Source organism: Stenotrophomonas sp. YJH_SMC_54 (assembly GCF_059368435.1).
The window spans coordinates 73,485-95,230 of sequence record NZ_JCAFRS010000004.1 but is presented as its reverse complement, the minus strand read 5'-3'; the positions used below and the strand labels follow the sequence as shown (position 1 = coordinate 95,230).

Sequence of the window (21,746 nt, the reverse complement as noted above, 5' to 3'; positions counted from 1 at the left end):
ATCAACCGCCGCCGCCCGCCTTCCAGTAATACCGCACCACGTGGAAGAACACCGGCGCGGCGAAGCACACCGAATCCAGCCGGTCGAGCATGCCGCCATGGCCCTCGATCATGTGGCCCCAGTCCTTGATGCCCCGGTCACGCTTGATCGCCGACATCACCAGGCCGCCCCAGAACCCCATCAGGTTGATCAGCAGCGACAGGCCGAACGCCTGCAGCGGCGTGAACGGGGTGATCCACCACAGCGCCGCGCCCAGTGCGCTGGCACTCAGCACGCCGCCGACGAAGCCCTCCACCGTCTTCGACGGCGACAGCTTCGGCGCGATCAGGTGCTTGCCCAACAACTTGCCCCAGATGTACTGCAGCACGTCCGAGGACTGCACCACGATCACCAGGAAAGCAAACAGCAGCACGTTGCGCGAGGGGTCATGGCCCGGCACGTGCAGGTTCAGCAGCAGCGGCACGTGCGAGATGCAGAACACGCAGATCATCAGCCCCCACTGCACCTTCGCCGTGCGCTCCAGGTAGTGCGTGGTATCGCCGCCGATGGTCGACAGGATCGGCAGGAACAGGAACGCGTAGACCGGAATCAGCAGCGTGTACATGCCGTACCAGTCGATCCACACCAGGTAGTACTGCCACGGCAGCACGATGTAGAACGCGGCCAGCAGCGCGTAGTAATCGCCTGAGCGGGTCGGCGCCAGGGTGATGAACTCGCGCAGTGCGAACAGCGAGATGATCGCGAACAGCACGATCACCCCGGCGCGGCCGAAGAACAGCGCCAGCCCGACCACGATCGCCATTACCCACCAGGCGCGGATGCGCGACACCAGGTTGGCGATGACCGCGCTGGGCCGGCCGCGCTGGCGCCATCGCAGCGTTTCGGCCACCAGCGTGGCCAGTACCAGCACCGCACCGACGCCAGCGAACAGCAGGCCGGTCTGCTGGCCCACGCTCTGCGCTGCCAGATCGCCGGACACATCGATCAGGAAACTCATGCGCGCCCCCCGTTCGGCGCCAGGCCCAGCAGCGCCTGCCGGCTGCGGGCCAGGAAGGCCGCCTTGTCCTCGTCGGCCTGCAGCCGCAGCGGCGTACCGAAGGTGGCCGTGCACAGCAGCGGCAGCGGCAGGAACCGGCCCTTGGGCATCACCCGCTTCAGGTTGTCGATCCACACCGGCACGAATTCCAGCTCCGGCCGTTGCCGTGCCAGGTGATAGATGCCGCTCTTGAACGGCAGCAGCGGCTCATCGCCCACGTTGCGGGTACCTTCCGGAAACAGGATCAGCGAGCAGTCTTCGTCCACCGCGTCACGCAGGGCCTGCAGCGGATCCTGCTGGCGATGGCCGGCCTCGCGCTCGACCAGCACGCCGTTGAACACCGCATCGATCAGGTAGCGACGCAGGCCGTCGCGCTGCCAGTACTCGGCCGCGGCAACTGGCCGCACCTGGCGCCGCAACGCAGGCGGCATCGACGACCAGATCAGCACGAAGTCGCCATGGCTGGCGTGGTTGCCGTAGTACACACGGCGCTCGCTGGACGGCGCGCAACCGATCCACAACGCGCGGGCACCGGTCACTACATGGATCGCACCACTGCAGGCGCGGGCAATCAGTTCGGCGAACATTGGTCCCTCCCGTTCACGTCTGCGGCCACAACACGGCCAGCACCAGCAGTGCGAACTGCACCGCTGTCAGCAGGTACTGGCGCAGCAGCAGGCGACGCATGCCGGCCCAGCGCGCGTCCCAGCCCCGCAGGGGCGCATCGGGCGACGCGCGGCGCAGGCCACTGTCGTGCAGCAGCTGATCAGTGCGGCGCGCGGCGGCATCGCCGTCCAGGCGCTCATCGCGCAGCAGCTGCAGCAGGCTGGCGTCCAGCGCAACCCGCCACGCGTGGTACGTCTGGGCCACCCCTGCAGACATGCTGGCCAGCAGCAACCCTGCAGCGATCATCGCCAGGCCCGGCTCGGTGCCGAGCAGCAGCAATGCCACCAGCAGCAGCCCCAGCGACAGGCATGCCGGCCAACGCCCCTGCCGCAGCAGCAGCTGCATGGTCGCCAGATCGGGAACCGTGCTCATGCGCGCACTCCTGCCGCGTCGGTGATGGCACGCAGATGGGCCGTACCCAGCACGATGCCAGGGCGCGCAGCACGCACGATCGCCACCGCCGCGTCCGCATCGGCCGCACGACCACTGCGCAGCAGCCAGGTGGCCACGCTGGCGGCGCTGCGCGAATAGCCCAGCGCGCAGCACACCAGCAACGGTCCGTGCGCATGCAGGCGCTCGATGGCCTCGGCCGCTTCGCGCAGCTGTTCCGGTGCAGGGACCACCAGGTCCAGCATCGGCACGCTGGCATACGCGGCGCCCTGCGCGCGACAGGACAGCTCGGCGCAGGCATCCACCACGCCCCCCAGTGGCGGCGGCAACGCGCCGTTGGGAATGCGGCCCAGCCACACGCCGTCCAGCACCGGCACCGGCTGCGGCGCACGCCGCGTCCACAGCCGCGAGTTGATCCAGGCAGCGCCCAGGTACGGTGCCAGCAGCCATCGCGCGGCCATCGTCAGGCGGCCATCGGCGCGCTTCTGGAACACCGCTGTACCCAGCCCGGCATAGGCCAGCGCCACCAGCAGCAACGACGTCACCGGCCACAGCAGCCACAACGCGGCGCCACGCAGAAGCACCACCGGCACCAGCAATACAGCGGCCCCCAGCAGGTACAACGCTGCCAATCGCCAACGCCTCGCATCACGCGCGGTGTGCCAGGCCCGCAACGGTGGCGCGCCCTGCTCCGGCCACAGCCAGACGCACAGCCAACCGGCCAGCAGGCCGGTCGGGATATCGATGAAATGGTGCTGGAACGTGGTCAGCACCGAGACGCCGATCAGCAGCGCCCACACGTGCAGCACCCAGCGCCACACACCGTGCAGGTACTGCGCGAACTTCACCCACAGCACGATCAACAGCACGATATGCAGCGACGGTGCCTGGTTGAACGGCTTGTCGAAGCCCAGCAGCACATCGAACAGCCAGCCGAACACACCGCCGATCTCCGGACGCTCGAAGCTGAAACGCAGCGGCCACAGCAGGAAGCAGGCCACCGCGATGACCTGCGCACTGAACAGCCGCAGCGCGTGCCGGTCCAGCTCCAGCCGTTGCCGGCACAGGAAGAACGAGATTGCGTAGAACAGATCGATCGACCAGTACGGCACGATCGTCCACGGCACGAACGGGATGCGTGTCTCCCACGCGAACGCCATCACCGGCAGGGTGGCGTGGCGGCCGGCCATCCAGTTGGCGAAGCCGTAGCTTGCGAAGAAGAACGGACCCAGCAGGGCCAGCCACAGCAGGGCGCGCCGCCAGGGGCGCCCCTCCGCGGCCAGCGGGGTTGCGGCGAGCGTCGCCATCACGCGGTCCGGCGCGCCAGCGACACGGTGAAGATGCCGAAGTCGTCGATGCGCTGCGCCACCTTCTCGAAACCGGCCAGGCGCACCAGCTCATCCATCTCCTGCTGGGTACGGCGGCGCATCACCCACGCCGCGCCACCGCGATGGCTGGTCAGCGCGCGGGCGATGAATTCCAGCTGCGGGTGCCAGGGTTGGCCGGTGTAGGCCAGGTAGCCTCCCGCCGGCACCGTTGCGGCGATACCCTGCAGCGAGCGCAGCACGGCGTCGTTGTCGGGGAACAGCTCGTACAGGCCCGAGACCACCGCCAGTGTCGGTGCTGGATCGACCTTGGCCAGTTGCGCCGGATCGAACGCATCACCCTGCTCGAAGCAGGCGATGTCGGCCGCACCGAGGCGCTCGATCAACGCTTGGCCCTGGGTCACGTTCAGATCGCTGAAATCACGCAGCACGATACGGTCGGCGCGCTGTTCGCCCTGGCCCAGCGCTTCCAGCACATACCGGCCATGGCCGGCGGCCACGTCCAGCACACGCACCGGCGTGCCCTGCCCGCGCAGGCGCTGGGCAGCGTCGCGCAGCAGTTCCTGCAGGTGCTGGCCGCGCACGCGGATGCCACGCCAGCCGATTGCATCCAGGTAGTTGCGGTCGACCATCCGCCCCAATGGGCCCTTGCCGCGCGCCTCATTCCGGTAGATGTAGTCCAGCGTGCTACCGGAATCGAAACCGGTCCGCAGGCCCAGCGCGATGCCTTCGGACAGCGTGCCGCCGAAGCGCAGGCCGCCACGCACCACGCGCCAGCGCAGGTCGGCCAGGCTGTTGCGCTCCGGTGGCCAGGCCAGGATCTCGGATTCTTCGAAGGTTGGCCCGTGACGGTGCGCGTCGCGCCGTGACAGCTCGCGCAGCGGCTCGGCAAAACGCGCCTGGATGAAGCTGCGGATGCGCGCCAGTGCTGGTGCACGATCGCGCTCGCCCAGCGTGTCGTGGAAGAAGCCCGGCAGATGCACACGCTCCTTGATCGGGCTGGACAGGCGCTCGTAGAAGCGGTCCTGCGGGCCACGGTGCACGACGAAATCCGAGCCGGACACCAGCAGCTGCACCGGTACGCTGATCGCCTGCGCATCGGCCACGATGCGGTCGGCCGCCTCGTACAGGCCCAGCAGCACGCGCACCGAAATCGGCCGGGTGATCAGCGGGTCGGTGCGATAGCTTTCCACCCGCCCCGGGTCATGGGTCAGCCACTGCGGCTTGACGTAGCTGTTGACGAAGAAATTGCCGCGCAGCTTCTGCATCAGCGCCAGGCCCGGGCGTGCGAACGGCACGTACAGCTTCACCTTGAACGCCGGCGAAGCCATCACCAGCGCGCGCAGGCGTGGTGCGTAGTCGTGCACCCAGGTCGCGGCGACCACCGCCCCTACGCTCTGCGCGATCACCACGATGTCTTCCACCGCAATGCCGTGCTCGGCGCCGATGTGGGCGATGAAACTGTCCAGATCACGCACCAGCGCCGGGAAGCCCGGTGCATCGCCGCGTGCGCCCGGCGAACGGCCATTGCCGCGCGCGTCCCAGGCGAAGAAGGCGGTGTCGGGCAGGTCCAGCTCATCGACCAGGTGGGTGACCCGGCCGGAGTGCTCATGGCCGCGGTGCAGCAGCACGATGGCCTTGGTGGCCGGCGTTGCGGTGGTGCCCGCCCAGTACCGGTAGAACAGCGGTACCTGGTCGAAGCTGTGGAATTCCCGTTCCTGCGCCTGACGCATGCAATCTCCTGATTGTCTTTTTGTATCTGCTTGATTAATTCGGCGAAACCGCTGCTTCCCGCAGTCCCCGACGGACGCGGTTGACCATCGTCAGCACGCACAGCACCGCCATGACCGCGGCCACGCCAGTGACCGTCATCGCGCCAACCCACTCAAACGCCAGCAGCAGGCCCAGCGCACCGATCACGAACGCGCGATCGCTCTTGCCCATCGGGCCGTCATAGCGGCGGCTGGCACCGACCATCAGCCCCAGCACCCCGGCGTACTCGCTCAGGGCCGCGGTCCAGGCCAGCAGCCACAGCATCTCGGGGCGCACGCCCGGCATGCTGAGCAGGCTCAGGTACAGCGCCGCATCGGCAATCACATCGCACAGCTCGTTCAGATAGGCGCCCAGCCGCGACTGCTGGCCGAACTCGCGGGCCAGCATGCCATCCACCGCGTTGAGCGCCATGCGCAGCAGCATCCACAGCGGCAGCAGCAGGTACAGCAGGGGCTGGGCCGGCGCGCAGCACCAGACGGCGGCGGCCACCAGCAGCGAGACCACGGCAGCGGCCACGGTCACCGTATTGGCAGTGATCCCCCTGCGGTACAGACGGCGTACGGCTGGACGCAACAGGTCCTGGAAACGTCCTTTCAATGCATAGATCGACATGATCCGTACCCGCTGATCCTTGGCAGTGCGGGCACAGCCTACCCCATCGTTGGCAGATTCCGGCAACCCTGCTCTGGTCCGCAGGCCAGCCCCCGGATCGGGCCGGATCGGTGTGCCCGACCCGGCCTTGCGTCGATCGCCACGGCAAATTACCCCTTCCAGCGCCCGCCACCGGCCCCCACCGCCTACAATATCGGCCCCGCTCCGCTGCCGATTCTGTCCCATGACTGCTGATCTGTTGCCCGTCCGCCGGGCCCTCCTCTCCGTTTCCGACAAGACCGGTCTGGTCGAGCTGGCCACTGCGCTGGCGGCACGCGGCGTGGAGCTGCTGTCCACCGGCGGCACCGCCAAGGCGATCCGCGATGCGGGCCTGGCCGTGAAGGACGTGGCCGACGTCACCGGTTTCCCGGAAATGATGGACGGCCGGGTCAAGACCCTGCACCCGATGGTGCACGGCGGCCTGCTCGGCCGTTCGGGCCTGGATGATGCGGTGATGGCTGAGCACGGCATCGGCGCCATCGACCTGCTGGTGCTGAACCTGTATCCGTTCGAATCGGTCACCGCCAAGGCCGACTGCACGCTGGCCGACGCGGTCGAGAACATCGACATCGGCGGCCCGGCCATGCTGCGTTCGGCAGCCAAGAACTTCGCCCGCGTGGCAGTGGCAACCGATCCGTCGCAGTACGCCGAACTGCTGGCCTCGCTGGCGGCCAACAACGGCCAACTGTCGGCCGCCACCCGCTTCGCGTTCTCGGTGGCCGCGTTCAACCGCGTCGCCCAGTACGACGCGGCGATCAGCAACTACCTGTCGGCGGTCACCGCCACCGACGCCGCCGTGCCGGTGCGTGCCGAGTACCCGGCACAGATGAACTCCACCTTCGTGAAGGTGATGGATCTGCGCTACGGCGAGAACCCGCACCAGAGCGGCGCGTTCTACCGCGACCTGTACCCGGTGCCGGGCACGCTGGCCACCTTCCAGCAGCTGCAGGGCAAGGAACTGAGCTACAACAACCTGGCCGACGCCGATGCGGCGTGGGAATGCGTGCGCCAGTTCGATACGCCGGCCTGCGTCATCGTCAAGCACGCCAATCCGTGCGGCGTGGCGGTTGGCGCCGGCAACGGCGATGCCTACGAGCTGGCCTACGCCACCGACCCGACCAGCGCCTTCGGCGGCATCATCGCCTTCAACAAGCCGCTGGACGCCGCCACTGCAAAGGTCATCCTCGACCGCCAGTTCGTTGAGGTGCTGATTGCCCCGGATTACGAGCCGGCCGCGCTGGAATACGCACAGAAGAAGGCCAACGTGCGCGTGCTGCGCATCCCGCACGGTGATGGCCTGAACAACTTCGACAGCAAGCGCGTCGGCTCGGGCCTGCTGCTGCAGTCCTCGGACAACCGCGGCATGACCCGCGACGAACTGAAGGTGGTCAGCAAGCTGGCACCGACCGACAAGCAGTTCACCGACCTGCTGTTCGCCTGGAAGGTGGCCAAGTTCGTGAAGTCCAACGCGATTGTGTACGCCAAGGACAACCGCACGATTGGCGTGGGCGCCGGGCAGATGAGCCGCGTCTATTCCGCGCGCATCGCCGGCATCAAGGCGGCCGATGCAAACCTGGTGGTCGAGGGTTCGGTGATGGCTTCCGATGCGTTCTTCCCGTTCCGCGACGGCATCGACGCCGCTGCTGCCGCCGGCATCAAGGCGGTCATCCAGCCGGGCGGTTCGATGCGCGATGCCGAAGTGATCGCCGCCGCCGACGAACATGGCCTGGCGATGGTGTTCACCGGCGTGCGCCACTTCCGCCACTGATCCGCATCACGAAGCCGGGCTCTGCCCGGCTTATCTCTTCCGTACCCGAGAACCCTGTCCCATGAAGATCCTCGTCATCGGCTCTGGCGGCCGCGAACACGCCCTGGCATGGAAGCTGGCCCAGTCCTCCCGTGTCACCGAAGTGATCGTGGCACCCGGCAACGCCGGCACCGCCAGCGAAGACAAGTGCCGCAACGTGGCGGTGAAAGTCACCGACATCGACGGTCTGCTGGCGCTGGCCCAGGCTGAAGGCGTGGCACTGACCGTGGTCGGCCCTGAAGTACCGCTGGTGGCTGGCGTGGTAGACCGCTTCCGCGCCGCCGGCCTGCGCATCTTCGGGCCGACCGCCGCCGCCGCGCAGCTGGAAGGCAGCAAGGCCTACGCCAAGGACTTCCTGGCCCGCCACAACATCCCCACCGCGTTCTACGCCGTGCACACCGACGTGGACGCCGCGCTGGCCTACATCCGCGAGAAGGGCGCGCCGATCGTGGTCAAGGCCGATGGCCTGGCCGCCGGCAAGGGCGTGATCGTGGCGATGACCCTGGCCGAAGCCGAGGACGCGGTACGTGACATGCTCTCGGGCAACGCGTTCGGCGATGCCGGTGCGCGCGTGGTGATCGAGGAATTCCTCGACGGCGAGGAAGCCAGCTTCATTTCGATGGTGGACGGCGTGCATGCGCTGCCGATGGCCACCTCGCAGGACCACAAGCGCGTCGGCGACGGCGATACCGGCCCGAACACCGGCGGCATGGGCGCCTATTCGCCGGCCCCGGTGGTGACGCCGGAGGTGCATGCACGGGTGATGCGCGAGGTGGTGAACCCCACCGTGCAGGGCATGATCGCCGACGGCATCCCGTTCACCGGCTTCCTCTACGCCGGCCTGATGATCGATGCCAGCGGCGCGCCGAAGGTGATCGAATTCAACGTGCGCTTTGGCGACCCGGAAACGCAGCCAGTGATGCTGCGCCTGCAGTCGGACCTGGTCGAGCTGGTGGAAGCCGCCATCGATGGCCGCCTGGACCAGGTCGAAGTGCAGTGGGACGTGCGCCCGTCGCTGGGCGTGGTGCTGGCGGCCAGGCCGTACCCGGAAGCGCCGATCACCGGTGACGTGATTTCCGGCCTGGACGACGTGCCGGCCAGTGCCAAGGTGTTCCATGCGGGGACTGCATTGGACGCGCAGGGCCACGTGGTCAGTGCCGGCGGTCGCGTGCTGTGCGTGGCCGCACTGGGCGACAGCGTGCGCGACGCGCAGGCCAATGCCTATGCCGGCGTGGCCAAGGTGACCTGGGCCAACGAGTTCCACCGCAACGACATCGGCTGGCGCGCGATCGCACGCGAGGGGTGAGGCACACCCCCGCTTCCATGCATGGCGCGGATTGAATACCACGGTAAAGCAAAGGCCCGGCATTGCCGGGCCTTTGCTTTACAGGACTGCTTCGAGACCCTTCCGATCAATCAGGTTCAAAAGCTTCAGCGACGGCCCGCTCGGCTTCTTCTCGCCCTGTTCCCAGCTACGGACCGTCGAAACGCTGGTGTTGAGCACACCTGCGAACACCGGCTGGCTAAGTTCCAACGACGTGCGAAGTGCACGGATCTGGGCGCTGCTGTATTCGGGCACAGGCTCCAGACAAAGCGCCTCGTACATGCTCATGCGCCGCTTGTCGATGAAGCCGCTGGCGTAAAGGCCCGCCGCGCCTTCATGCACCGCATCGAGGATCGCACTCTTTGCACGTCTATGTTCAACCGTCTTTGTCATGGCAAATCTCCCGCAGTTCTCCGCAGATAACTGCCCTGTCCAACTGTGCAGGGCTCATTCTCAAGAACTCAGACGCATACAGCTGAAGGGCATCCCGTTCCGCACTACTGATGGTCGCGCGCGCTCTTGTCGTAGCAGAAGAGAAAGAACCAGTAGCGCCCCACCTTGGTTGCGACAATAACACGGGCGCTACCGCGCTTTCCGCGGCCCGGCAGCGCAACTCGCTTTTTGAGAAGGCCGCCCCCTATGTCTGCATCAATCAGGCCTTGACGCATTTCCACCACCGCGCGGCACAAGGCTCTATCGGTCAGTGAAGAACGTCGTGTACTGCGGTTGAAGCTTCGAGTGCGGAAGACACGTGACATGATCATACCGTGCCACTGAGTGGTACGGCGTGAAAATCAGCGTCCATCGCATGCTGCGGTCGGCGCAGTTGCCGCCCTGGCGTCAGGATTGATCCACGCCATGCGTGGATGCGCTCCAAAAACAAAAAGGCCCGGCATCACCGCCGGGCCTTTCTTCATTCCAACGCCTTCCCGCTTACGCGGTGAACAGCGCCTTCATCTTCTTCAGCGCGTTCGCCTCAACCTGGCGGATGCGCTCGGCCGACACGCCGTACTCGTCGGCCAGTTCCTGCAGCGTCACCTTGCTGTCGGCGTCCAGCCAGCGACGGCGGATGATGTCGCGCGAGCGGGCATCCAGTTCGGCCAGGCCTTCGCGCAGCAGCTGCATCTGGTTGTCTTCGCTGTCCTCGCGCTCGTAGGCCATCGACGGATCTTCGTCATCGGCAACCAGGAACGCAGCCGGCGACGGCGGTGCGTGTTCGTTGTCCTCGTCGGTCGGCGCGTCGAAACCGATATCGCGGCCGGACAGGCGCGACTCCATTTCCATGACCTCGCGCTCGGACACGTTCAGGTCCTTGGCCACCGCGCTCACTTCCGCCGCGTTCATCCAGCCCAGGCGCGTCTTCGACTTGCGCAGGTTGAAGAACAGCTTGCGCTGCGCCTTGGTGGTGGCGACCTTCACGATGCGCCAGTTCTTCAGGATGAACTCGTGCATCTCTGCACGGATCCAGTGCACGGCGAAGGAGACCAGGCGCACGCCCATGTCCGGGTCGAAGCGCTTGACCGCCTTCATCAGGCCGATGTTGCCTTCCTGGATCAGATCGCCCAGGGCAAGGCCGTAGCCGTTGTAACCGCGGGCCACGTGCACCACGAAGCGCAGGTGCGAGTGCACCAGCTCGCGGGCGGCGTCCAGATCGTTGCCGTCGCGGAAGCGACGGGCCAGGTCCTGTTCGTCATCGACCGACAGCACCGGGATCTGGTGCACGGCACCGATGTAGGCGTCCAGCGAACCGAGCGCACTGGGAATCGGGAGATTGTTTGCCACAAGGGCAGTAGAGGTGTTCTGGCTCATAGGCACCCATCTTAGCAGTCCGGGATTTGGACTGCTAAAGGAGGAAAAAGTTCCAGCATCCTATTGATGCAACACTGGTCCCAAACAGAGCCCTACCGTAACGCGATTTGATGACAGTGGCGAGCGCGCTTTTCGGGATTCACAATCCCTTGGAATTCAAGCAATTACCTGCCGGAAGCCGGCCGATTCCGGTCAAGCGGAGCTGAACGGGCCGTTCTGGAGGCCCATTCAGGCCAGGGAACGTTGTCCGGCGTTCAGGCCCGGCCGCCAGCCGGCGCTCAGAGCACCGAGCGCGGCGGCAGCGACCAGTCGATCGGGGCCTGGCCGCGACGCTGCAGGTACTCGTTGGCCATCGAGAAATGGCGGCAGCCGAGGAAGCCACGATGGGCCGACAGCGGCGACGGATGCGGGGCCTTCAGAACGCGATGGCGACGGGTATCAATGACCTTGCCCTTCTGCTGCGCGTAGGCACCCCAGAGCATGAACACCAAGCCTTCGCGTTCGCGGTTGAGCACGTCCACCACGTGATCGGTGAAGCCTTCCCAGCCGCGGCCCTGGTGTGCGCCGGCCTTGCCCTCCTCCACCGTCAGCACGGCATTGAGCAGCAGCACGCCGCGCTGCGCCCATGGGATCAGGCAGCCGTGGTCCGGGCGCGGGATACCGAGATCGCTCTCGATCTCCTTGTAGATGTTCAGCAGCGACGGCGGCACCGGCACGCCCGGCGGCACCGAGAAACTCAGGCCATGCGCCTGGCCACGGCCGTGGTACGGGTCCTGGCCGAGGATCACCACCTTCACCTGCTCGAATGGCGTGGCGTCGAATGCGGCGAAGATCTGCGGGCCGGGCGGGAATACCGCCGCGCCACTGGCCTTGCGCTGGCGCAGAAAGCTGGACAGCTCGCGCATCTGCGGCTGCAGGAGGTAATCGCCGACATGCTGCTTCCAGCTCGGTTCCAGCTGGATCGTCGGGGTGTCCGCTACTTCATCAATCATTGCACCACTTCATCGAATCAGGGGTCCATCGTTCAACCGGGCCAGGCGCAGCTGGAACAGCACCTTGGTGACCAGCAGCCGTTCTTCGATCGGCTTGAGTACCAGGTCGTTGGCGCCGGACTGCAGCAGCCCGGTCTGGTTGTGCGGGTTGCCGTCGCCGGTCATCACCAGCACCGGCAGGCGGCGCTTGCCGTAGCCGAAGTCCACGCGCACGCGCTGCACCACGTCGCGGCCGCTCAGTTCGCCCTTCAGGGTGACGTCGGTCAGCACCAGGTCGATGCGGTGGCGGCTGCGGCCCAGCGACTCGGCGGTGAGCAGGGTGAACGCCTCTTCGGCGCTGACCACGTGCAGCACGTTCAACTGCTGGCGTTCGAGCATGCGCTTGGTGGCCTCGGCCACCACGCGGCTGTCCTCGATGTAGAGGATGGTCGCGCCGGGAATGGTCTGCGGCTGCACATAGCCGCGGATGAAGGTCGCCAGTGCTTCATGGCCGAGCGATTTGTCAAAATAGTCGGTGACGTACTCGGTGAAGCGGCGCTGCTCCAGGTGCTGCTGGGCATCGCCGGACACCACGATCACCGGCACGTAGGCCTGGCCGGCGGCTTCGCGCACCATCCGCGCCAGTGCCAGGCCGTCGCCATCACGCAGGGTCAGCGAGGTGGTCACCAGGTCCACCGGGCCCTGCGCCAGCGCCTGCTGCGCATCCTCGATGCTGTCGCAGCCGATCACCTCCACGCCTGGCAGGTCGCGCTGCAGGACGTCGGCGATCAGCTTGCGGACCAGCTTCGAGCCATCGACCACCATCACCCGCGTCGCGGGCCCTTCAAGGTGCTTCAGCGCTTGCGGTTGCATGCCGGTCTCAGGTGTCGGTTGGTCGGGTCTGGCGCAGGAAGTGGCCGGTGACCAGCCACGCACCCAGCCAGCCCAGCAGCAGCGTGCCGAGCAGGACCAGGCCACCGTGCAGCAGGTCCAGGCCGTGCAGCACGAACGGGCTGCCGTAGCTGCGCGAGAGTTCGGCCAGCGGCACGCGCAGCGCGGCACCGGCGGCGCCGATCAGGGCCAGCGCAACCGCGCCGGCGCCCAGGCCATACCACGCACCCAGGTACAGGAACGGGCGGCGGATGAAGCCATCACTGGCGCCGAGCAGCTGCAGCACGCCGATCTCTTCGCGGCGGGCCTGGATGTCCAGGCGCACGGTGTTGCCGACCACCAGCGCGGCACCGACGCCGAGCAGGACCGACAGCACCTGCACCAGCCGCGCGCCGAACGCCAGCCAGGCATCCAGGCGCTGGCGCCACAGTGCATCGTGCTGCACCAGGTCGGCCTCGGGCAGGCTCTCCAGCGCGCGTGCCAGGCGCGCGTCGTCCTTGCCCTGGCCGGGGGTGATCACCAGCAGCGAGGGCAGCGGGTTGTCATTGAGTGCGTCGATCGCCTCGCCGAGGCCGGCGTCGCGCAGTTCCTGCAGGCCCTGCTCGGGCGTACGCACGATCACTTCGGCCACGTCATCGCGGTCGCGCAGCTGGCCGGCCAGGCGCAGCGCGCCGGGGCCATCGACGTTGCCCTTCAGGAACACATTGATGTCGCGCGACTGCTGCACGCTGCCGGCGAACTGCTTGAGGTTGTCCAGCGCGATCGACAGGCCCAGCGGCAGGGCCAGCGCCAGCGCCATGACCATCACCGTCAGCAGGGTCGCCCACGGCTTGCGGCAGGCGCGGCCGAGGCTGAACACCACGCTGTGCGCGTGGTGCTGGAACCAGACGCCCACGCGCGAGGGGGCGGCGGCTTCGCTGTTTTCGTTCTTCGCCATGGGTTACTCCGCCAGATCCTGCGGCGAGATGTCATCCACCAGCCGGCCGTGGTCGAGGATCAGCACGCGCTTGCGCATGCGGCGCAGCAGCGGCAGGTCGTGGCTGACCACCAGCACGCTGGTGCCGCGCGCGGGCAGCTCGGCGAACAGGGCCATGATCTCCGCCGCCAGGGTCGGGTCGAGGTTGCCGGTCGGCTCATCGGCCACCAGCAGCTTGGGCTCACCGACGATGGCGCGGGCGATGCCAACGCGCTGCTGCTCACCGGCCGACAGCTGCGAGGGCAGCGCCTTCTCGCGGTGGCCCAGGCCCATCCGTTCCAGCACCGAGCGCACGCGCTTGCTGATGTCGCCACGGCGGGTGCCGCGCAGGATCAGCGGCAGCGCCACGTTCTCGGCGATCGAGCGGTCCATCAGCAGGCGGTGGTCCTGGTAGACCGCACCCACCGCGCGACGGTGGCGGGGCACATCGCCGCCACGCACCTTCAGCAGGTTGCGCTCGTCGAACACCACCGCGCCACGGCTGGGCCGCTCGTCCAGGTGGATCAACTTGAGCAGGGTGCTTTTGCCCGCACCGGAATGGCCGGTGACGAACAGCATCTCGCCCGGCGCGACCTCGAAGCTGACATCGGTCAGTGCCTCGTGGCCACCGGCGTACTGTTTGCTGACATTGTCGAAGCGCAGGACACTCATGCCCCGATTATGCAGGACCGGCGCGACGTCGTGGAGACGGTCACACGATCGGTAGTGCCGGCCGCTGGCCGGCAACCCACACAACTGCCGGCCAGGGTGGGTGCCGACCGTTGGTCGGCACGCCCTTGAAGCCACCCGACCCACGGTCGGGTGCTACCCGCTGATCGGCAGCGCCGATCAGTTACCCGACAGCATCCGGCGGATCTTGCGGCCGATGCGGGTCAGGAACGAATCGCCGGTATCAGCAGCCGTGCGCACCGGCTTGGCCACCACCTGCACCGGCGTGACCGGGCTGGCGCCATTGCCGGCGGCGTTCTGCACGCCCTCGGCACCTTCGACCGGACGACCGTGGCGACGGCGGCGGCGCTTGCGCGGCTTGTGCTCGCCGTCCGCCGCACCTTCCAGTGCGCCTTCGGCGCGCGGGGGGCGCGGCGGACGCGGGGCCTGGGCAGCGGCGCCTTCGGCACCGGCGGCCGGCGCGGCAGCGCCCTGCTCGCCTTCCGCGCGTGGCTTGCGCGGGCCACGCGAACGGCGTTCGCCGCTGCGCTCACCGTCACGGCCACCACGGCCACCACCACCACCGCCGGAACGGCCGCCACTGCGGCCACCGCCCCGACGCTCTTCCTCGGCGGCGCGGGCTTCGCGCGCTTCGCGGAAGATCTGGCCGACGCTTTCGTTGTCCTCGCCTTCCTCGCCTGCCGCCGGAGCCGGGCGTTCCGGGCGCGGCAGCGGGGTCAGCAGTTCCTTGGTGACCGGCTCGGACGGAATCTTCTGCTCGATATAGGCCTCGATGTCCGGCAGGCCCATGGCGTAGCGCTCGCAGGCGAAGCTGATGGCGTCGCCCTCTTCACCCAGGCGCGCGGTGCGGCCGATGCGATGCACGTAGTCTTCGGCGTCGAACGGCAGGTCGTAGTTGTAGACGTACTTGATGCCGTCGATGTGCAGGCCGCGCGCAGCCACGTCGGTGGCCACCAGGATTTCCAGCTGGCCCTTCTGGAAGCGGTTGAGCAGGCTCTCGCGCTTCTTCTGCGGCACGTCGCCGGACAGCACGCCGACACGGTAGCCGGCCTTTTCCAGCGAACGCGCCACGCGCTCGACGAACACCTTGGTGTTGACGAAGACCATGGTGCGCGCGCCTTCGCTGCGCGAAAGCAGGCCCAGCAGCAGCGGGATCTTCTCATCGTCGGCCGGGAAGTAGATGCGCTGGCGCACGCGCGCGGCGGTGATGGTCTCGGCTTCGACCACCAGCTTCTGCGGCTCGTTCATGTGCTCGTAGGCCAGCTCCAGCACGCGGTGGCTGAGGGTGGCACTGAACAGCAGGGTCTGGCGGGTGGTGCGCTCCGGCATGCGGCGCAGCAGGAAGCGGATGTCCTTGATGAAGCCCAGGTCGAACATGCGGTCGGCTTCGTCCAGCACGCAGATCTCGCAGGCGTGCAGCGACACCACCTTGTGCTGCTTGACGTAGTCGATCAGGCGGCCCGGGGTGGCGATGATCACGTCCACGCCCTGCTGCAGCAGCTCGCGCTGCTTGTCGTAATCCACGCCGCCGTAGACCAGGGCGAAGCGCAGGCCCAGGTCGGAACCGAACTTCACCGCATCCTTGTGGATCTGGATGGCCAGCTCGCGGGTCGGGGCGAGGATCAGCGCACGCGGATCTTCCGGCTTGCGATCGGCCAGCGCCGGACGCGTCAGCAGGCGGTTCACGACAGCGACCAGGAAGGCCAGGGTCTTGCCGGTGCCGGTCTGGGCCTGGCCGGCGACATCACCGCCGGGCAGCGCGACCGGCAGGGTCAGCGCCTGGATCGGGGTGCAGCGGGTGAATCCGGCTCCTTCAAGGCCGGCCTGCAGGGCCGGGTGCAGCTCGAAGGAGGAAAAGGTCAAATCGGTCAGCGGTTTGTCGCTCATGAGTCCGTCTTGGTATGGCCGCCGGCCCGTGGGGCGGCTGGCACTTCATCGTCTAGGGGCACCGTCGCAAACTGCGGCCCCTGCGGCGGGTTGGCAGGCTGGGACCACCCGGTCCGCGCGCCGCACAATGGCCCAGTTTAACGCACTCGGGCCGGCAAACCGGAATGCCCTGTCTCACCAGCTGAAGAGACGGCGCGCCTTCATCCAGCCACACGGGACTTGAACGACCCCGCCGGTCCCGCTGGTGTCGCCCGCTGCCACCCCCATCTTCGGGAAGACAGTGAAATCCGACACATACCGGGCTTCGAAGCGATCACGATACGCTGGGTTCCAGCCGGCGCCTGTCCCCGCCCTGCGATAGGGGTACACTGCCGGCCGTGAGCGTCCAGGCATCCCGCCGAACGCACCGCGGCAGTGCGCCGCGAGGCAACGACGAGGGTCGCGCCACCGGGCATGGCCCAGTTCACCCACCTCCGGCATGGCCGGGTGCAATCCAAGACGAGAAACCAAGATGAGCGACAAGGTTGTACATGTCGGCGACGCCGACTTTGATAGCGCAGTGCTGAATTCCAAGGAACCGGTGCTGGTCGATTTCTGGGCCGAATGGTGTGGCCCGTGCAAGATGATCGCCCCGGCGCTGGACGAACTGGCCGATGCCTACCAGGGCCGCGCCAAGATCGCCAAGGTCAACGTCGACCACAATCGTGCGCTGGCCGCCAAGTACCACGTGCGTTCGATCCCGTACCTGGTCGTGTTCAAGGACGGCGAGAAGGTCGGCGAGCAGATCGGTGCGGTGGGCAAGGCCCAGCTGGCCGGCCTGCTGGACAAGGCCCTGGCCTGATCCTGCTGTTTTCCGGCAGCCGCCACCCGCGGCTGCCGGCGGACGCCCTGCGTCCATGATGAATGCTGTTCCCGGCAGCCCTTGCACGGCGCCGCAGGCCGATGATAGTGTCGGCACATCCGGCCGCGTTCGCGTGCCGCACCCTCTGGACGCAGTTTCTTCCAGACCCATTCCCAACGTTCGCCGCCCCAGCCGGGCGCTCGCACCTTCAAGCGAGGAATAACGCTCTTGTCCGATAACACTTCCGAAACCGGCAGCGCCGATGCGCCCGCCGAAAAGCGCGTGCGCAAGCCCCGCGTGAGCAAGGCCGCCGCCCCGGCAGCCGCCGAAACCAGCGCCGCTCCGGCGCAGCCGACCCTGCCGCTGGCCGCCGCGCCCGAGGCACCGGCCCCGGCCCCCGCCCCCGCACCGAGCGCGCCCGCCGCCGAGGCCCCTGCCAGCAGTGGCGGTGGCGAAGGTGGTGAGGGTCGCGAATCCGGCCAGCCGCGGCAGCAGAACCACCAGGGCGGTGGCCAGAACCAGGGCCAGAACCCGTACAACCAGAACGGCCAGCAGGGCCAGGGGCAAGGCCAGGGCAACCGCCGTGACCGCTTCCGCAACCGCCGCGACCGTGACCGCAACAACAACCGCTTCCGCGACGACGGCATGCCCAACGACGGCGGCGAGCAGCAGCCCTTCGTGCCGCGTCCGCACGCCAACGTGCCGGAAGGCTTCCCGGTCTATTCGCTGAGCGACCTCAAGCGCATGCCGGCACAGAAGCTGCTGGAAATCGCCGAGCAGCTGCAGATCTCCGAAGGCGTGGCACGCGCCCGCAAGCAGGATGTGATCTTCGCCCTGCTGAAGGTACTGACCCGCCACGGTGACGGCGTCGCCGCCGACGGCGTGCTGGAAATCCTGCCGGACGGCTTCGGCTTCCTGCGCGCGGCCGAAGCCAGCTACCTGGCCGGCCCGGACGACACCTATATCTCGCCCAGCCAGATCCGCCGCTTCAACCTGCGCACCGGCGACCATATCTCCGGCCGCATCCGCTTCCCGAAGGACGGCGAGCGCTACTTCGCGCTGAACATCGTCGACACCATCAACGGCGAGCCGATCGAAGCGTCGAAGAACAAGGTGCTGTTCGAGAACCTGACCGCCCTGTTCCCGCGCCGCCGCTTCACCCTGGAGCGCGGCAACGGTTCGTCGGAAGACATCACCGGCCGCATCCTCGACCTGATGGCGCCGCAGGGCAAGGGCCAGCGCTCGCTCATCGTGTCGCAGCCGAAGGCCGGCAAGACCATGATGATGCAGCAGGTCGCCACCGCCATCACCACCAACCACCCGGACGTGCACCTGATCGTACTGCTGATCGACGAGCGCCCGGAAGAAGTGACCGAAATGCAGCGCACCGTGCGCGGCGAGGTCATCAGCTCGACCTTCGACGAACCGGCCGCGCGCCACGTGCAGGTGGCCGAAATGGTCATCGAGCGCGCCAAGCGCCTGGTCGAGCACAAGAAGGACGTGGTGATCCTGCTCGACTCGATCACCCGCCTGGCCCGCGCCTACAACAACGTGGTGCCGAGCTCGGGCAAGGTGCTGACCGGTGGCGTGGACGCCAACGCCCTGCACCGCCCGAAGCGCTTCTTCGGTGCCGCGCGCAACGTGGAAGAAGGCGGCAGCCTGACCATCATCGCCACCGCGCTGGTCGACACCGGCTCGAAGATGGACGAGGTGATCTACGAAGAGTTCAAGGGCACCGGCAACAGCGAAGTGCACCTGAGCCGTCGCATCGCTGAAAAGCGCGTGTTCCCGGCGATCGACATCAACCGTTCCGGCACCCGCCGCGAAGACCTGCTGATCGAGCCGGAACTGCTGCAGAAGATCTGGATCCTGCGCAAGCTGCTGCATCCGATGGATGAAATGGCCGCGATGGAGTTCCTGCTCGACAAGATGAAGAACACCAAGTCCAACGACGAGTTCTTCGGTTCGATGAAGCGCTGATCCACGGCATTGCATCGAAAAGAACCTGCCGCTCGCTGCGGCAGGTTTTTTTTTGCCTGCAGGGCGACCCACTTCACTTCACCGCCGCCCGGTTTTGGCGATAATCCGCCCGATGCCCTGCCCGGCCCCGAGGGCCTGGCCACCGATTCCCGCTGTCGCCCCTTCCGGAGAACCGGTCGGGTCCAGCCTCCTGCCGGATCCGTCGACGCATGCGAACGCTGTCTCCCCGCCTCAACCTGGGCAAGCTGATCCTCGCCCTGGCCCTGCTCAGCGCCATCATCGCGCTGGCCAACACCCTGCTGGCCAGCTACCGGGTGCAGCGCGACCAGCTGGTCGGCAACACCCTGGAGGCCAACCGCGTCTACGCCACCAAACTGGCCGAAACGACCCAGAACTTCCTGCTGGCTGCCCAGCAGGAACTGGCCTACGCCGCCACGCGGCTCGGCCAGGGCAACCTCGACCCGGCACAGGCCCAGGACGAAGCCAGCCGCCTGCAGCTGCAGACCAACAGCTTCAACTCTTCGCTGGTGGTGGATGCCGACGGCCTGGTGATCGCCACCTCGCCGCAGACCCTGCAGCTGCAGGGCGAAGTGCTGCACAGCGTCGGCAACAATGCCGCGCTGGCCGCGCGCCAGCCGATGATCAGCGACCCGTACCAGTCGGCCACAGGCAAGCTGCTGGTCTCGCTGTCGCACCCGATCTTCGATCGGCAGGGCCACTACCGTGGTTACGTCAGCGGCACCCTGTACCTGCGCCAGCGCAGCGCACTGCACACGCTGCTGGGCAAGCACTACTACCGTGATGGTTCCTACCTGTACGTGGTCGATCGCCATGGCCGCCTGCTGTACCACGCCGATGGCAAGCGGGTGGGCGACTACGTGGTCGGCAACCCCGCAGTAAAGGCCGTGGTGCGCGGCGAGCGTGGCGCGCAGCAGGTGCGCAACAACCTGGGCGTGTCGATGCTGGCCGGCTATGCGCCGGTGGCGGCCACCGGCTGGGGCATCATCGCCCAGCGCCCGACCGAGGCCACGCTGCAACCGCTGTCGCGGTTGATGACTGCGGTAATCTGGAACGCAATCCCGCTGGGCCTGCTGTCGCTGCTGATCACCTGGTGGTTCGCCCGTCGCATCTCGATGCCGCTGTGGCAGCTCGCACGCAACGTGCAGGGCGGCGAAGACACCGGCAATGCGATCAGCCACGTCAGCGGCATCCGCGCGTGGTACTTCGAGGTCGCCCAGCTCAAGCAGGCGGTACTGCACAGCTTCAATGCACTGCAGGACCGCATCGGCACGCTCAACCGCGCCAGCCGCACCGATCCGCTGACCAGTCTTCTCAACCGCCGCGGCCTGCAGCAGGCGCTGGATGCCCTGCAGGTACAGGGCATCCCGTTCGCGATCCTGGCGCTGGACATCGATCGCTTCAAATCGATCAATGACAACCACGGCCATGACGTCGGCGACGCTGCCATCGTCCACATCGCCAACCAGATGCGCCGCTACTCGCGCGACAGCGACATCCTCTGCCGCGCCGGCGGCGAGGAGTTCCTGCTGCTGTTGCCGGGCATCAGCGCCGAGTCAGCGCGACAGGCTGGCGAGCGTCTGCGCCAGCACATTGCCGACCATCCGTTTGAACCGGTCGGCACCATCACCGTCTCGCTGGGCGTGGCCCACTTCCCCAGCTTCCATGTCGATGCCGAGCAGGCGCTGCGGCTGGCCGACAAGGCGCTGTACCTGGCCAAGGAGCAGGGCCGCAACCGGGTGGTGGTCTACCCCTACGCCGATTGACGCGGAGCCGGGCGGGCCGGCTCCGCAGTGATCGTCAGCCCTGCTCCAGCGGCGTCAGCAGGCGCAGGCCGCGCTTGGCGCCGTCGACCATGTAGATGCCGCCCTCGGGCAGCAGGTCGCTGCCGGCCTGCTCGATCGCATCTGCCTTCCGCCACGGCACGGCCTGCCGTGGGCCCGGGATGAAGGCACGCCAGCGGCCATAGCGCTCCGCTCCATTGGGATCATCGTTCAGGCCGAAATTGACCGGTATGCGTACCGTCCAGCTGTCGCGGGTGCTGGCTTCGCCGGTGGTCGGTGGGTTGAACGTCCACTTGCGGGCACTGCTGACGGCGGCCCTGGCCAGGATTTCGCGCATCTTGGCAAGGGTGCGCTCGCGTCCGACTACGGTCATGTTCACCTGCTCGGCAACGACATCGGCCACCGTGCCGTCACGCGCGATCCTGACCACCAGCAGCACTTCGCCTTGGCCGCCACTCCGATAGACCTCTTCCGGATAACGCGGGGGCGCCATGCGACCTTGGGTCACCGAATCTGTGGCTTTCTCATCGTACTCGCTGAAGTTGACGCTGGTCATGCTGACTTCGTAGCCACCATCGGCCATGGCCTTGCCCCGCAGGCGCACCCGCAATGGCGCACGCGCCGCCACCGCCGTGCCATCGCGCAGGGTGGGCTCGAAGCGCCAGCCACCGATGGTGCCCTCCACGAAGGACGCGATGCTCGGAGACAGCATCGACTTCTGGTCCAGTACCAACGAACTGACCGCGCCCTCGGGCGTGACCTCGATATGGCCAGAGAGCACCATGCTCATCTCCGCAGTGGCACGAACCGCGCGCGTGGTCTGCGCGCTGGCATCGCCGGCGAACAGCGGAGCGCCGGCACCGACGGCCAACGCGAGAGCGAGAAACAGGGGGGAACGCATTATTGCCGGATCCTTGGTGATGAAGGGCGAGAGTACCTCAGTCCCAA

General features: G+C 67.4%; 20 protein-coding genes. 5 read left to right on the top strand and 15 right to left on the bottom strand.

The features are described from left to right. Position 1 precedes the first annotated feature (1 nt). The 6 genes from AC5P5S_RS06105 to AC5P5S_RS06080 are packed head-to-tail and all read right to left on the bottom strand — an operon-like array spanning position 2 to position 5,802. Positions 2 to 997, bottom strand: coding sequence for a phosphatidate cytidylyltransferase (locus tag AC5P5S_RS06105; RefSeq protein WP_005414654.1), 996 nt, complete (start codon positions 995 to 997; stop codon positions 2 to 4). After that, a complete protein-coding gene (locus AC5P5S_RS06100; protein WP_049459113.1) occupies positions 994 to 1,623 on the bottom strand; it encodes a lysophospholipid acyltransferase family protein in 630 nt (209 codons plus the stop codon). Before AC5P5S_RS06100 ends, AC5P5S_RS06105 begins: the two co-directional genes overlap by 4 nt. A 13-nt stretch (positions 1,624 to 1,636) precedes the next feature. After that, a complete protein-coding gene (locus AC5P5S_RS06095) occupies positions 1,637 to 2,074 on the bottom strand; it encodes a hypothetical protein (protein WP_033834060.1) in 438 nt (145 codons plus the stop codon). Continuing rightward, positions 2,071 to 3,399: a phosphatase PAP2/dual specificity phosphatase family protein gene (locus tag AC5P5S_RS06090; protein ID WP_062605524.1), complete on the bottom strand. Its 1,329-nt coding sequence runs from the start codon at positions 3,397 to 3,399 to the stop codon at positions 2,071 to 2,073. The genes AC5P5S_RS06095 and AC5P5S_RS06090 overlap by 4 nt, the downstream gene beginning before the upstream one ends. After that, entirely contained in the window at positions 3,399 to 5,150 is a 1,752-nt protein-coding gene (locus tag AC5P5S_RS06085) for a bifunctional alpha/beta hydrolase/class I SAM-dependent methyltransferase (RefSeq protein ID WP_012481414.1), read from the bottom strand. Before AC5P5S_RS06085 ends, AC5P5S_RS06090 begins: the two co-directional genes overlap by 1 nt. 34 nt (positions 5,151 to 5,184) lie before the next feature. Then, positions 5,185 to 5,802: a CDP-alcohol phosphatidyltransferase family protein gene (locus AC5P5S_RS06080; protein ID WP_043034541.1), complete on the bottom strand. Its 618-nt coding sequence runs from the start codon at positions 5,800 to 5,802 to the stop codon at positions 5,185 to 5,187. A gap of 223 nt (positions 5,803 to 6,025) precedes the next feature. Between AC5P5S_RS06080 and purH the strand changes: the two genes are divergently transcribed. After that, the gene (gene purH, locus AC5P5S_RS06075) at positions 6,026 to 7,609 is read left to right on the top strand and encodes a bifunctional phosphoribosylaminoimidazolecarboxamide formyltransferase/IMP cyclohydrolase (protein ID WP_043034540.1); all 1,584 of its coding nucleotides are present in this window, start codon (positions 6,026 to 6,028) and stop codon (positions 7,607 to 7,609) included. A 61-nt stretch (positions 7,610 to 7,670) separates the two neighbouring features. After that, complete coding sequence (purD, locus tag AC5P5S_RS06070; protein WP_062605523.1) at positions 7,671 to 8,954, top strand: phosphoribosylamine--glycine ligase; 1,284 nt, start codon at positions 7,671 to 7,673, stop codon at positions 8,952 to 8,954. Between the two features lie 78 nt (positions 8,955 to 9,032). Here purD and AC5P5S_RS06065 read toward each other — a convergent pair whose 3' ends face one another. The 8 genes from AC5P5S_RS06065 to rhlB form a co-directional block, all read right to left on the bottom strand. Continuing rightward, the gene (locus tag AC5P5S_RS06065) at positions 9,033 to 9,365 is read right to left on the bottom strand and encodes a helix-turn-helix domain-containing protein (RefSeq protein ID WP_005414661.1); all 333 of its coding nucleotides are present in this window, start codon (positions 9,363 to 9,365) and stop codon (positions 9,033 to 9,035) included. A 104-nt stretch (positions 9,366 to 9,469) separates the two neighbouring features. Further along, positions 9,470 to 9,730, bottom strand: coding sequence for a type II toxin-antitoxin system RelE/ParE family toxin (locus AC5P5S_RS06060; protein WP_231098194.1), 261 nt, complete (start codon positions 9,728 to 9,730; stop codon positions 9,470 to 9,472). Between the two features lie 175 nt (positions 9,731 to 9,905). Next, positions 9,906 to 10,781: an RNA polymerase sigma factor RpoH gene (gene rpoH / locus AC5P5S_RS06055; protein WP_005411269.1), complete on the bottom strand. Its 876-nt coding sequence runs from the start codon at positions 10,779 to 10,781 to the stop codon at positions 9,906 to 9,908. Between the two features lie 278 nt (positions 10,782 to 11,059). After that, the gene (gene ung, locus AC5P5S_RS06050) at positions 11,060 to 11,773 is read right to left on the bottom strand and encodes a uracil-DNA glycosylase (RefSeq protein WP_005411270.1); all 714 of its coding nucleotides are present in this window, start codon (positions 11,771 to 11,773) and stop codon (positions 11,060 to 11,062) included. A 9-nt stretch (positions 11,774 to 11,782) separates the two neighbouring features. Next, entirely contained in the window at positions 11,783 to 12,625 is an 843-nt protein-coding gene (locus AC5P5S_RS06045) for a response regulator (protein ID WP_005414663.1), read from the bottom strand. A 7-nt stretch (positions 12,626 to 12,632) separates the two neighbouring features. Then, a complete protein-coding gene (gene ftsX, locus AC5P5S_RS06040) occupies positions 12,633 to 13,580 on the bottom strand; it encodes a permease-like cell division protein FtsX (protein WP_024958451.1) in 948 nt (315 codons plus the stop codon). 3 nt (positions 13,581 to 13,583) lie between these two features. After that, positions 13,584 to 14,270 carry a cell division ATP-binding protein FtsE gene (ftsE, locus tag AC5P5S_RS06035; protein ID WP_005411273.1) on the bottom strand — a complete coding sequence of 229 codons (687 nt, stop codon included), beginning with the start codon at positions 14,268 to 14,270 and terminating at the stop codon, positions 13,584 to 13,586. A gap of 177 nt (positions 14,271 to 14,447) precedes the next feature. Beyond that, complete coding sequence (rhlB, locus tag AC5P5S_RS06030) at positions 14,448 to 16,175, bottom strand: ATP-dependent RNA helicase RhlB (protein WP_062605522.1); 1,728 nt, start codon at positions 16,173 to 16,175, stop codon at positions 14,448 to 14,450. Between the two features lie 511 nt (positions 16,176 to 16,686). On the opposite strand from rhlB, the gene trxA reads away from it, so the two are divergent. The 3 genes from trxA to AC5P5S_RS06015 all read left to right on the top strand — a co-directional run bounded on the left by trxA (position 16,687) and on the right by AC5P5S_RS06015 (position 20,780). Continuing rightward, entirely contained in the window at positions 16,687 to 17,016 is a 330-nt protein-coding gene (gene trxA / locus AC5P5S_RS06025; protein ID WP_005411275.1) for a thioredoxin, read from the top strand. Positions 17,017 to 17,244: 228 nt separating this feature from the next. Next, a complete protein-coding gene (rho, locus tag AC5P5S_RS06020) occupies positions 17,245 to 18,996 on the top strand; it encodes a transcription termination factor Rho (RefSeq protein ID WP_005411276.1) in 1,752 nt (583 codons plus the stop codon). Between the two features lie 209 nt (positions 18,997 to 19,205). Then, positions 19,206 to 20,780 (top strand): sensor domain-containing diguanylate cyclase, encoded by a 1,575-nt coding sequence (locus AC5P5S_RS06015; RefSeq protein ID WP_005411277.1) that lies wholly within the window; start codon positions 19,206 to 19,208, stop codon positions 20,778 to 20,780. A 34-nt stretch (positions 20,781 to 20,814) separates the two neighbouring features. Here the strand turns inward: AC5P5S_RS06015 and AC5P5S_RS06010 are convergent, their stop codons facing one another. Beyond that, the gene (locus AC5P5S_RS06010) at positions 20,815 to 21,702 is read right to left on the bottom strand and encodes an energy transducer TonB (protein WP_049403515.1); all 888 of its coding nucleotides are present in this window, start codon (positions 21,700 to 21,702) and stop codon (positions 20,815 to 20,817) included. Between the last annotated feature and the right edge of the window lie 44 nt (positions 21,703 to 21,746).

Bases quoted from the DNA above. Each gene is read 5' to 3' on its own strand.
- AC5P5S_RS06105 (WP_005414654.1), bottom strand. From the start codon at position 997: ATGAGTTTCCTGATCGATGTGTCCGGCGATCTGGCAGCGCAGAGCGTG.
- AC5P5S_RS06100 (WP_049459113.1), bottom strand. From the start codon at position 1,623: ATGTTCGCCGAACTGATTGCCCGCGCCTGCAGTGGTGCGATCCATGTA.
- AC5P5S_RS06095 (WP_033834060.1), bottom strand. From the start codon at position 2,074: ATGAGCACGGTTCCCGATCTGGCGACCATGCAGCTGCTGCTGCGGCAG.
- AC5P5S_RS06090 (WP_062605524.1), bottom strand. From the start codon at position 3,399: ATGGCGACGCTCGCCGCAACCCCGCTGGCCGCGGAGGGGCGCCCCTGG.
- AC5P5S_RS06085 (WP_012481414.1), bottom strand. From the start codon at position 5,150: ATGCGTCAGGCGCAGGAACGGGAATTCCACAGCTTCGACCAGGTACCG.
- AC5P5S_RS06080 (WP_043034541.1), bottom strand. From the start codon at position 5,802: ATGTCGATCTATGCATTGAAAGGACGTTTCCAGGACCTGTTGCGTCCA.
- purH (WP_043034540.1), top strand. From the start codon at position 6,026: ATGACTGCTGATCTGTTGCCCGTCCGCCGGGCCCTCCTCTCCGTTTCC.
- purD (WP_062605523.1), top strand. From the start codon at position 7,671: ATGAAGATCCTCGTCATCGGCTCTGGCGGCCGCGAACACGCCCTGGCA.
- AC5P5S_RS06065 (WP_005414661.1), bottom strand. From the start codon at position 9,365: ATGACAAAGACGGTTGAACATAGACGTGCAAAGAGTGCGATCCTCGAT.
- AC5P5S_RS06060 (WP_231098194.1), bottom strand. From the start codon at position 9,730: ATGTCACGTGTCTTCCGCACTCGAAGCTTCAACCGCAGTACACGACGT.
- rpoH (WP_005411269.1), bottom strand. From the start codon at position 10,781: ATGAGCCAGAACACCTCTACTGCCCTTGTGGCAAACAATCTCCCGATT.
- ung (WP_005411270.1), bottom strand. From the start codon at position 11,773: ATGATTGATGAAGTAGCGGACACCCCGACGATCCAGCTGGAACCGAGC.
- AC5P5S_RS06045 (WP_005414663.1), bottom strand. From the start codon at position 12,625: ATGCAACCGCAAGCGCTGAAGCACCTTGAAGGGCCCGCGACGCGGGTG.
- ftsX (WP_024958451.1), bottom strand. From the start codon at position 13,580: ATGGCGAAGAACGAAAACAGCGAAGCCGCCGCCCCCTCGCGCGTGGGC.
- ftsE (WP_005411273.1), bottom strand. From the start codon at position 14,270: ATGAGTGTCCTGCGCTTCGACAATGTCAGCAAACAGTACGCCGGTGGC.
- rhlB (WP_062605522.1), bottom strand. From the start codon at position 16,175: ATGAGCGACAAACCGCTGACCGATTTGACCTTTTCCTCCTTCGAGCTG.
- trxA (WP_005411275.1), top strand. From the start codon at position 16,687: ATGAGCGACAAGGTTGTACATGTCGGCGACGCCGACTTTGATAGCGCA.
- AC5P5S_RS06015 (WP_005411277.1), top strand. From the start codon at position 19,206: ATGCGAACGCTGTCTCCCCGCCTCAACCTGGGCAAGCTGATCCTCGCC.